Annotated in this window: 11 protein-coding genes; 4 read left to right on the forward strand and 7 right to left on the reverse strand. The window is 53.8% G+C overall.

The features are described from left to right. Positions 1-47: 47 nt before the first annotated feature. Positions 48-515, forward strand: a complete 468-nt coding sequence (locus AC52PS_RS07460) for a YHS domain-containing (seleno)protein (protein ID WP_495562424.1) — start codon at positions 48-50, stop codon at positions 513-515. Here AC52PS_RS07460 and AC52PS_RS07465 read toward each other — a convergent pair. Genes AC52PS_RS07465 through AC52PS_RS07475 form a run of 3 tightly spaced genes read right to left on the reverse strand, consistent with a single transcriptional unit; the run spans position 457 to position 2,731 of the window. Further along, positions 457-1,191, reverse strand: a complete 735-nt coding sequence (locus AC52PS_RS07465) for an NRDE family protein (RefSeq protein WP_495562425.1) — start codon at positions 1,189-1,191, stop codon at positions 457-459. The two genes, AC52PS_RS07460 and AC52PS_RS07465, sit on opposite strands and share 59 nt — an antisense overlap. A gap of 43 nt (positions 1,192-1,234) precedes the next feature. Next, positions 1,235-1,795 (reverse strand): hypothetical protein, encoded by a 561-nt coding sequence (locus tag AC52PS_RS07470; protein WP_495562426.1) that lies wholly within the window; start codon positions 1,793-1,795, stop codon positions 1,235-1,237. A 57-nt stretch (positions 1,796-1,852) separates the two neighbouring features. Next, complete coding sequence (locus AC52PS_RS07475) at positions 1,853-2,731, reverse strand: alpha/beta fold hydrolase (RefSeq protein WP_495562427.1); 879 nt, start codon at positions 2,729-2,731, stop codon at positions 1,853-1,855. Between the two features lie 140 nt (positions 2,732-2,871). Between AC52PS_RS07475 and AC52PS_RS07480 the strand changes: the two genes are divergently transcribed. Next, positions 2,872-3,729, forward strand: coding sequence for a hypothetical protein (locus AC52PS_RS07480; protein ID WP_495562428.1), 858 nt, complete (start codon positions 2,872-2,874; stop codon positions 3,727-3,729). Between the two features lie 29 nt (positions 3,730-3,758). Here AC52PS_RS07480 and AC52PS_RS07485 read toward each other — a convergent pair whose 3' ends face one another. The 4 genes from AC52PS_RS07485 to AC52PS_RS07500 are packed head-to-tail and all read right to left on the reverse strand — an operon-like array spanning position 3,759 to position 9,398. Beyond that, entirely contained in the window at positions 3,759-4,973 is a 1,215-nt protein-coding gene (locus AC52PS_RS07485; RefSeq protein WP_495562429.1) for a pyridoxal phosphate-dependent aminotransferase, read from the reverse strand. Between the two features lie 38 nt (positions 4,974-5,011). Next, entirely contained in the window at positions 5,012-6,100 is a 1,089-nt protein-coding gene (buk, locus tag AC52PS_RS07490; protein WP_495562430.1) for a butyrate kinase, read from the reverse strand. After that, positions 6,097-7,047 carry a phosphate acyltransferase gene (locus tag AC52PS_RS07495; protein ID WP_495562431.1) on the reverse strand — a complete coding sequence of 317 codons (951 nt, stop codon included), beginning with the start codon at positions 7,045-7,047 and terminating at the stop codon, positions 6,097-6,099. Before AC52PS_RS07495 ends, buk begins: the two co-directional genes overlap by 4 nt. Further along, entirely contained in the window at positions 7,044-9,398 is a 2,355-nt protein-coding gene (locus AC52PS_RS07500) for an indolepyruvate oxidoreductase subunit beta (RefSeq protein ID WP_495562432.1), read from the reverse strand. The genes AC52PS_RS07495 and AC52PS_RS07500 overlap by 4 nt, the downstream gene beginning before the upstream one ends. Before the next feature lie 154 nt (positions 9,399-9,552). Between AC52PS_RS07500 and AC52PS_RS07505 the strand changes: the two genes are divergently transcribed. After that, complete coding sequence (locus AC52PS_RS07505) at positions 9,553-10,005, forward strand: Lrp/AsnC family transcriptional regulator (RefSeq protein WP_495562433.1); 453 nt, start codon at positions 9,553-9,555, stop codon at positions 10,003-10,005. Positions 10,006-10,113: 108 nt separating this feature from the next. Then, positions 10,114-10,659, forward strand: coding sequence for a hypothetical protein (locus tag AC52PS_RS07510; protein WP_495562434.1), 546 nt, complete (start codon positions 10,114-10,116; stop codon positions 10,657-10,659). Positions 10,660-10,938 lie beyond the last annotated feature (279 nt).

A 10,938-nucleotide genomic window follows, 5' to 3' on the forward strand; every position in this document is an offset into this window, starting at 1 on the left:
GGAAGAAACCAAGTGCTGAATGGATTAATTCAGCGAAGGAGAAAGATATGAACGGAAAACCCCGCGCAGCGCTGCTGCTCATAAGTTGGATACTTATCCTGGGCGGAACCGCCCTGTGGTCACAGGGAGGAATGAACGACTCAAACGGACCTGCACTGGAAGGATACGACCCTGTGGCCTATTTTACCCTCGGGGCGGCACGGGAAGGGGAGCCGCAGATCAGCTACAGTCATAACGGGCGGACATATCTCTTTATTTCACAAGAGCATAAGCAGATGTTCACCGCAGATCCAAAAGCATATCTGCCCCAGTACGACTCCTATTGTGCCTATGCCGTAGCCGGAGGCTCTCTGGCTCCGGTAGATCCCGAACAATGGACTATTCATGAAGGGCGGTTGTTTCTCAATTTTAATGGACGCACCCAGCGGCGGTTTGTGAATAACCTGGAATCCATGATTAATTCTGCTGACCAGAACTGGCCTGAACTGAAACCCGATAATTCAGGGGATCAGTAAACGGCGGATCAGGGTAGTAATGCAGCCGGAGTTCCCCACTGCTCAGACTGATTTCCGAAATGGAGACAGTATGCGCGTCACTCCGGCTCATGCACGGAGCTTCACCCGGCAATTCGTCGGATTTCCTGCGGTGGAAGCCGGCGAACCTGCCCGGATTCCACGGAGGGGATTCAGCTTCCTCTTCGGCCAGGAATTTATGGAACATCTCTTCCCGCCGGGTTGAGATTCGTCGGTGTTCAACACCGCTGCTGCTGATCATTCCCGGGCGACTGGGCGGAATATCCAGAGTGCGAAGCTTTTGCAAATCCCATTCCCATGCTCTGGTGATGGTTGATGTCAGTGCCGCAAGGTAAAACGGTGCATATTTCTGTTCTTCGAGCATTCTTTCAAGTTCCTGATTATCAGGAATTTTACCCGCATCCAGCAGGTCCCGGATCAGAAGCCCCCGGGAGCGCATTGAAGGATTGCGGATAATTTTATCTCCTGGGTAATTATTTACCAGCCCGATAAAAAACCCCGAACTGTGGACCCCCATCCAGCTTCCGCCGCTGTCGGGATCCACCGGCATCAGATAGCTGCCGTTTCGCCCGGAGAATTGTTTCGGGGGCTCAGCCCGGCCCCGGGTTCGCTGTTCGTCCCGGTTAAAGAATATCCAGCGGGAATCACCCCGTTGCATCTCCCCTATTTCTGGAAAAAAGGTCATGGTGCACATATGTGGATTACTTCCTTTCCAGATATTTCAGCGTGGAGGGGGCGATTCCGAATCCATGGGGCAGAGAAATATCCCGGCTGTGTAATACCATGGCGATAATTGCGTAGTGGTGTAATGCGTGTTCCAGTACGAACTTCAGCTCCCGTTCAAGGCTGCTTTCAAGGCGGTGGAAGGATCGTTCTCCGTCTCCAATGGCGATGTAAAGAGGCTCTTCCGGCATCGTACCACCTTCTTTCCACAGCTTCAGCTGCTCTTCGATTCGGACAAGCAGCCGTATTGCCGAGGCAGGCCGGTTTTCCACCTCCGGATCCCGGATCCGTACATCATAATCCAGCACGCCGTCCGCATGATCGCATAGGTTGTCATAAAAATTCAGCACATGCCGAAAATGCTTTCCGACGGTTCCCGCTGCGCGGGTACCTTCCAGTGGCCGGCAAAACTCCCCGTCGGACAGGGATGCGATAACTTCTCTTCCCTGTTTCAATAATCCCAGGTTTTCATTTATGAGAAAACTTCGAAGATCTATTCTCTTCTGCTGGGGTTCGCCGATCTTTCCATGTTGTAACATCCCAATCTCCCGTTAATGTCTGCCTGCCATGGGTGAATATTTTATTCCACGGCGGCCTTATCGCCCATGTAATTCATCTATCAGTTGGATCATTCTGGTTTTTTCCGACCAAAGAATAAAATGGTTTTCACCTACCAGTGTGTGCAGAGTAGCCCTGCCTCTGGGCATCATGCTCATTGCATACAGGGAGTTCTCGTAGGGTACCAGGCCGTCACGGGTACCGTGCACCAGCACAACGTCCGTGCCCAACTCTTCCCATAATGGAAGGAAAGCCTGCAACTGGTCTTCATACCCCAGTTTTTCCGCATTGGCGGATCTCCAGGAACCGGAAAGCATCCAGTTAAATAGCGGCCAGGAAGCGGGACGGTTGAAAAAAAACAGCTTCTGATCTTCCGGAGATAGAGCGCCGGCAATAATCAACCCCCCGGTGAAATCTTCTCCGAAATCCAGTAACAGCCGCATGGCCACCGAACCGCCGAATGAATGCCCTACAACAACCGCTCCCTCTTCCACCAGATCCCTGGCCACCCGGGCCTGGGCTTCAAGACTCACAACAGGTTCTCCGTATTCTGAAAATCCGTAACCCGGCCGATCATATGCGATAAGGCGGTACCTTTCTGCTAATCCGCTTTCGGTAAAATAGGGAAGACTGTCATCCAGGGAACCAGGAGCTCCATGAATAAACAACAGCTGGGGCGCCTTGGGGTCTGCCGAGCTGCTGCGTAGCACCCGTACCATTCTTCCCCCGGCTTGCTCCATTCCCAGCGTGAACTCCACTCCCGCCTCCGTAAGTCGTGAATCCAGTTTTCTATCCGCCATCCTGAATGTACCGCAGCCGCTGCTCAGCAGGAGCAGAAGTCCCGTTACAATTAACAGCATCCGGGACATCGTCTTTCGGTGAAATGGGAAGTTAGATGTATGTACAAGGGTTGCCATCATTCAAACATATTGGTTTTTCATTATCAGGTCAAAGCATATTTCCAATGCCCCAAAGAGTGTGGAAACGGCATTGTATCGATATATTGAAAAACCTCCAGCCACCTGGTACTATTTGATCATACATAAGGGGGCCTACCGTGAAACGTTTTCCGCATATCCTTGCCGTACTGACTATGATTATTTCCGGGTTGCTTATCTCATCCTGCGATGTTTTGGGATTCACCCAGGTGCCCCTTGTACCCCTTGGAGCCGAAGGCAGGGTGCTCAGCGAAGTAGTCTATTATGGAAGCTACGATGAAACGGTCTTTTCCCCCGACGGAAGCTATGTGGAAAAATATTATGAATTCGAGGATGATGCGTCGGATCTGGATAAAGACCTGGAAACCGGAGAGGGAAGGGTATTGGTTGAAACCTACTCCGGTACCTACGCTTTCAATGGTGAAAACCGAACCTTAAGCCTCTCATTGAATGAGTATAGCAGCGCGCCTTTCGAAACAACCACCGAAGTGGAGATCACGGCCACCTTCAATGCACTTCCCGGAAAAGACGGCCTGTATCAGGTTTATCTGAAAAATGAAGATGGGGAATGGGTGTATTCTTCGGATGTTCTCGATGGAGAGTTCAGAGATGTGTTTGTTCAGACCTATACAATTGAAAGTGAAGAACGCATAACAAGGCTGGATTATTATGAAGATAATTACAGCGGACCCGACGGAGAGCTTGAACCCTTTGGGGAACAGGAACAAGTATACACTATTACCCGGCAGTTTCCCGGGGGATTCCGCAGGGGAACCACCACCACTTTCTACACCGAATTGACCGGCGACCGGTTGCGAATGTACGACTACTCAAGTGAAAGCTGGGGTTCCTGGTCTGATATACTGACTCCCGGCCTGAACAGCTTTGTATTCACCCACGGCGGGAAATATATGTTCACCGCCGATAATCACCTGTTGGCAACCCGGAAGTTGTCATCAACACCTACGCTTAAGTGACCCGCTATGCCCGGCGAAAGCCCGGGCAATCAGGTGCTTCCGACGGTCTGTTCGAAAACCCGCCGGAAGCCCGGCAGGCTTGCCTCAATAATCCGTTCATCCACGCAGTAGGAGATGCGGAAATAGCCGGGCATGGCGAAGCCGCTTCCCGGCACGGTAAGAATTTTTTCCTCCACCAGCCGTTCGCAGAACGACATATCGTCTCGCTGGTTCTCGCTTCCCGGCTGTGGTGCCGGGACTTTTGGGAACATGTAGAAAGCACCCGGGGGCAGTTCGAACTCATATCCGATATCCTTCAGTCCCTTGGCCAAGAGATCCCTTCGCCGGCGGTAGCGTTCCACATCCACCGTGCAGCCGTCAATTTCTGCCACGATCCGCTGCATCAGAGCCGGGGCGTTGGTATAGCCCATGTTCAGGGTTGCTCCCGTCATTCCTGCAACGATTTTCTCAGACTCTTCAGCCCCCGGATGCACCGCCGCCCAACCGATCCGCTCACCGGGAATGGAAAGGGATTTTGAGTAGGAATAGCATATTATACTATGGGGGTAAGCCTGAAAAACCGGAGGAACCGCTTCACTTCGGTAGATGATTTCCCTGTAGGGTTCATCGCTTATCAGATAAATGCGCCTGCCGTGGAACGTGCTGAGGCGTTCCAGCAGTTTCCCCAGTTCAACCAGGCTTTCTTCTGAGTAGATGGTTCCACTGGGATTATTGGGAGAGTTTATAATCACCGCCGCAGTGTTTGCATCAATCATCTGCTCGAGCTGTTCCAGATTTATAGAGAAATCCGGCAGTCCGGGGACCACCTCAAGCCTGCCCCCGTGTACGCTCAGGTAGTTACGGTATGCCACGAATGCCGGAGCCGGAACCAGAACCCGGTCGCCGGGGTTGACCAGGCAGTGAAATGCCAGGCTTAACGCACTTCCCGCTCCCACTGTCATAATGATGCCGTTGCCGGAAATATTTACACCCTGTTCCCTCCGCACCCGCTTGGCTATCTTCTCCCGTACTGAGGTCAGTCCTGCGTTGTTCATGTATGCATGTTTTCCGGGAATATCTTCTTTCAGGATCTTTTCCGCTGCGGCATAAAATTCCGCCGGAGGGCTTAGGTCCGGATTCCCGATACTCAGGTCGTACACGTTCTCTGCGCCATAGCGTTCTTTCAGCTGTTGGCCCTGGTTGAACATTTTGCGAATCAGCGATCCGCCGGATAGCAAATTATCAATTCTTCGAGCAACTGCCATGGATATTCCTTTCCCGGGGGCGAAGCCGGGCTGCCCGCCTAGTATTCAAGAAGTTTCTCGCCGTCAAACACATGCCGTGCCCCCGCCCGGGCCAGGGCCAAAAGTTCCATTTCTCCGGGATATATCAGCACTTGGGATATCCAGGATACCCGATCGCTGATCCAGTCCGACAGTGGCGGCCGGGGAAGCCCTCCGGTAAGGAGGATGGCATCCACCCTGCCGTGAAGAACCGGGGCCATGGCGCCGATCTCCTTGGATATCTGGTAGGCCATTGCCCGGTACACCTCTTCGGCCTTGCCGTCGCCGGCCTGGATTCGGCGTATCACTTCCCTGGCGTCGTCGGTGCCAAGGTAGGCCCGAAGTCCCCCGGATCTGGTGAGAACCCGTTTCAGCTCCGCCGCAGAACTGAATTCCCCGCTGAAACACATGTCGATCAGGCCGGTAACCGGCAGGGAGCCGGTTCGCTGAGGAGAAAACGGCCCGCCGTCCATGGCGTTGTTCACATCGATAATTCTGCCCCCGGTCATGGGCCCGATGGAGATGCCGCCCCCCAGATGGGCAATAATAAAATTGAAATCTTCCATGCTGCCGCCCAAATCCCTGGCGGCTTCCCGGGCAACCGAACGCATATTCAAGGCATGGAGCTGACATTTTCTCTCAAGGCCCGGCCATCCCGAGTACCGGGCCGGGGATTCGAACTGATCAACTCCAACCGGGTCGGCAATCAGGGCGGGCACGTTTTGCCGGGAAGCAATATGCCGGGCAATGAGGGCACCCAGATTGGAGGCGTGGTTTCCATAGCGTGCGCCGGTAAGATCCTGGATCATCTGGTCGCTGATGGCGTAACTTCCAGCTTCCAGAGGCCGGGTTAAACCGCCTCTGCCGGCAACGGCTGCCAGGTCATCCGGCAGATGCTCCTGAAGAAAGTTCTCCACTGCGCGCAGGCGTGCATTCAGCTGATCGATGGGCTCCATGCTGCTGATATCTTCCGGATGATCCAGCGATGCTGCCGCCTCTTCTTCAAGGTTCCATTGGCTGCTTCCCCGGTATATTGCCGCTTTGGTGCTGGTGGAACCGGGGTTGATAACTAAAAATGATTTGCTTCCTCCGGAATATTCTGAACTCATGAGCCGCCTCCTGGTTGAGAGTAATGCTCTCTTTCTGCACTCATTCCCGCTACACCCGCAGCGCAGAGAGCCAGCACCATTGAATTCAGCTTTTCCCTGGCGCTGTCGCTTCGTGAGAGAAGTATTACCGGCACTTCGGCTCCCAGAATCAGTCCCCCGCCGGCATATCCGGCCAGATAAATGAGGGCCTTGCCCAGGGCGTTGCCTGTGGTGATGTCCGGGGCGATGAGAATATCCGCATCTCCCTGTACGGCCCCTTCATATCCCTTGGCTCTGCAGGAATCGATGCTGACCGCAAGATCCAGGGCCATGGGTCCCTCAACAGTGCATTCGGGAAATCCCCCATCCTGCCAGCGGCGGGTCAATTCCGCGGCGTCCAGAGACTCGGGGAGTTTGTCATTCACTTGCTCGGTGGCCGACAGTACGGCAACCCGGGGATTGGATACACCCAGGGAATGAAACAACCCTGCTGCCGCCCGGATAATCTGTGCCTTTTCCTCAACTCCGGGATGGATAATCATCCCCCCGTCGCTGATTCCCAGAAATCCTCCTCCGGGCTTTTCCAGTACCAGACAGTGGCTCAGCAGGCCGTGTCCGGGGTTCAGCTCCGGCCGGTTCAACAGGGTCTTTAAAAGGAGCGGGGTAGGGACCTTGCCCTTCATGAGCAGATCTGCCGATCCCTCTGCCGCTGCGGCAACGGCTTTTTCGGCGGCCTGCTGATCGTCACTGCAGTGTACAATACCCCCGTCCTTGAGCCCGCTCTCAGCCATATGGCGGCGTATTTCCCGCTCATCCCCGAATAACTGAAACCTGGCTATCCCCGCATTCTCAGCCTGTGCCAGCGCGTCGAACACCTGTTCACCCCGGGCTCCGGCTACGGCAATGGTTTTTGCGTCCCCCGCCAGCTGCCGGGCAAGTTGCTCAAAGCCTCCCCCGTTTCCGCTCATAAATTCCTCCCGGCCTCGAAGGCAGCCGTATTAATCCGGTGTACCGCTTCGCCTTTGGAGGCAAACAGCTCTTCCATGGCATGGAGCAGAGCCCTTTCCTCCAGGGGAATATATCTGGAGGCAGCACCCACCAGAACCATATTCGCCGCCCGGGATGATCCGGCCTCTTTTGCCTCATCCACGGTGGATATCAGTACTGCCTCCGGGATCCCGGTCACGGCCCGGTGGATCTCCTCCAGGGGGGGATAATCGGGGATATTGGTAAACGCCTCGGACGCACTCACCACCTTTCCTCCGGGTTTGAGATACTCGGTGTACCGCAGCGCTTCCATGGGTTCCATGCTGAGAATCATATCCGCCCGTCCGAACCCGATTAAATCCGATGGAATCTGCGAACTGGAAATTCGCAGATGGGCCTGCACCGCACCGCCCCGCTGAGCCATGCCGTGGACTTCCGATTGCCGAACATGCAGTCCGGCGTTCATTGCCGCCGTTGCAATTACCGCCGCCACCGAGAGAATTCCCTGGCCTCCCACGCCGGCAAGAATAATGTCGTACTTTATCCTGCCCTCCAGCGTACCGGGTGCCGCATTTTCACGCTCCGCCGGGATCACGGCTTCCGGCGTAGCCTGGGCGTTTTTTTGTGATTCTTTGGGGGGCTGCGCCGCTCCCGTCTTCTGATTCCTGCGCTTGAAAGTCTGAATACACTCCCGGATTGCGATCACCACCGAAAGGCCTTGGTAATGAAACTCTTCTTTCAGTCGCCGTGCGTTCTCTTCCCGGTTTTTCGGGAGGGGGGTGAGATCCAGCAGATGGGTTTCATCCACCCCAAGCCCCAGCACCGCATTCCGGATCTGTTGTGACCGTACAATGGTGTCTTGGCCGCCGGTCATGGCAGTGGTTTCATTATCCATAATAATAATAGTCATGGGGATATCTGCAGCGGCGGCATCCGCAAGGCCGGTGAGCCCCGAATGCATAAACGTGGAGTCGCCTATTGTGGCGATCACAGGATGCATTCCTGCTTCCGCAGCTCCCCGGGCCATGGGAATTGATGCTCCCATGCACAGGGCGGTCTCTATGGTTTTATGGGGGGGAAGAAACCCCAGCGTGTAGCAGCCGATATCGCTGGTGACAAGCTTGCTCGTTTCCTCATCCAGGGCATCATTAATGGCGTCGAATGTGTCGCCGTGGGGGCAGGCCTTACACAGCTGAGGCGGGCGCATGGGAAGCACCCCAATTGAAGGTGAGACCGAGGACGGGCCCGTATCCGGGGAGGTGGGCGCGGCTGATCCGGATTTCTGCTTTCCGCCCATTCCGGAAAGCTTCCCGGGGCCGGCATGCTGCATTTCCGGGAGTCCCATGGCCGGCCGCACATTATCCGGGTTCAGTTCGCCGCTGGCCGGAACCGTCCCGTCCAGCTTGCCCGATATCTTCAGCTCTGACGGCAGCAATCCGCGAAGAAGCCGCTCCACGTAGGGATAACCTTCTTCAATGCATACAATGCGGCTTCGCCCCCTGCTCAGGGCGGCGATCAGCTCTGTGGGGATGGGATAGCTGCCGATCTGCAGACGGGCCGGAGGGGAGGGGAGCTCTTCCAGGTTCTCCTCGTAATAATTGCCTCCCAGTCCGGCGGTGATGTACGCCGTATCTCCGGACGCGCTCACATGCTCCAGCCGGTTGAAGGGGCTGGCTGCGCTCCAGGACTCAAGCTCCGGCATCAGCTTCAGATGATCGGCATAATGCTTCCGGCTGACGCCGGGGAGTACCATGTAATCGGTAAGGCCTTGAAACTTTTCCGGCCCGTTTTCCTTCCTGGGGTCTGCAGGTCTTACCACGGCCCTGGAGTGGGAGAGCCGGGTCACCAGCTTCACCATCACCGGAGTGTGAAATCTCTCCGAAAGATCAAAGGCCGCCCGGGTCATCTCATAGGCTTCCTGTTGATTTCGGGGCTCCAGGCAGGGCATCTTGGCAAAATCTGCAAACCAGCGGCTATCCTGCTCATTCTGAGATGAATGCATACCCGGATCGTCGGCAACCGCCAAAACCAGACCGCCCTTAATATTCATCAGTACCGAATTCATGAACGGATCAGCCGCAACGTTGAGCCCCACATGCTTCATGGTCACCAGGCAGCGGCGGTTCATGAGCGATGCGCCTACCGCCGATTCATATGCGGTCTTTTCGTTGGAACACCAACTGGCCTTGTAGCTCCATCCATCCCCATTTTCATATAGGTATTCCATAATCTCTGTAGAGGGAGTGCCCGGATACCCGTAGGCCTGGGAAATGCCTGCATGTATTGCACCCAGAGCGAGGGCTTCATCCCCTAAAAGAACGAGATCTTTCATTGTCAGTCCCCTTTGGTACGTGGTCTATATTCTTTATAGACCCAAAAGCGGAATTTGGCAAATTCAGACGAATATATATTGTTTAATATAAAATATTACCGAATAATATAAGGCGAAAAGTAATTAATACCACAGATAAAATGGAGTGGGACCAATGGATGAAATCAACAGGAAAATTATCAATCTGCTGCAAAAAGACAGCGGCGTTACCAACCAGCAACTGGCCGAAACCATCGGGCTCTCCCCGGCCAGCACCCTGGAACGGGTTCGCAAGCTGGAGCGAAGCGGGGTAATCCGGGGCTATACCGCATTGGTGGACCGGCGAAAACTGGGCAAACACATTAAGGCGTACATATTCATCACCATGAGGGAGCACAACGGAGAACTGATGAACCGCTTCAATCAGGCAGTGGCCGGTTTACCGGAGGTGATGGAATGCGACCGGCTGGCGGGGGAAAAAGATTACCTCATCAAGGTGATCTGCGATAACATCGAAGACTTCGAAGTCTTCACCCGGGAACGGCTCACCACCATTCCGGGAATCGACCGAACCAGCTCAACCATCGTCTTGTCCACTCTGGTGGAACGCAGCGGGGTGGGTGTGTAGTGTAGCAGGAGGCCATGTTTTGTATAGTGTAAGCTTCTGTTTGTATATAATTGATCCATCAGTTGAAAAAGTATATTGTAAACATCCAGTATAGTTTTAGGAGATAAAATGAAACGCTTCTTAGTTACGATTTGTGTCATTGTGCTCGTGGTGGCTCCTGTTGCCGCAGAAGGGTTTAATTCGGACATTCATGCTCAACTTTCTCTGATACCTCAGGGAGAACCCAGCTTGGACGATTTTATTGGGAGTATGACGTTGGGCTTAGGAGTAGAATACTCGAAAAATCTTATCCCATTTGTAACACCTGGCGTACGGATTGCAGCCTCGTATCCGCTCGTTCAGCTAAAAGAACCCATTCTGCGTGTCTATTTGTCCGGCCGGGTGTTCAATGAAATCGATCTGAAGCTTTTTCGGTTGCAACCCTTTGGGGAATATAACATTGCGTTGGTCCGGGCAAATGATGAATCGTTCAACGGAAACCGTATAGCTCTTGGTGTGAAAGCTCTAATCAATTCAGTGGGTGTTGAATACGCATTTGTCCTTCCCGGAGAAGCGGTTATTGTGTCGGAATTTGGATCACTACCCGATAATTTTACCATATTCCCCTCCACCGCCCATCATCGAATTACCTTCGCCCTCCAACTTTTCCAGTAGTTTGCACAGCAGGCACCAACGATCGTCCTTTATGATAGTTGGTGCGTGTTGAATCACCCCATAAACTACCGTAGACAATGGCTTCACAGGCTGTTGTGTAGGATCGTAATAGTCTTTATATTCAAAATAGTAATGAAGAACTAAAAGGATATAAAGGAGGAATGATAAAAAGCCAATCGGGAGGCTAATGGATTATTCTGAATCGATAATGTACCGGTTCAGATCAGGTTATTGCTCGTCATGTTTTCTGGTCATAAGAGACCGTGAAGGAGAATGAGA

This window comes from Salinispira sp. (assembly GCF_059431795.1).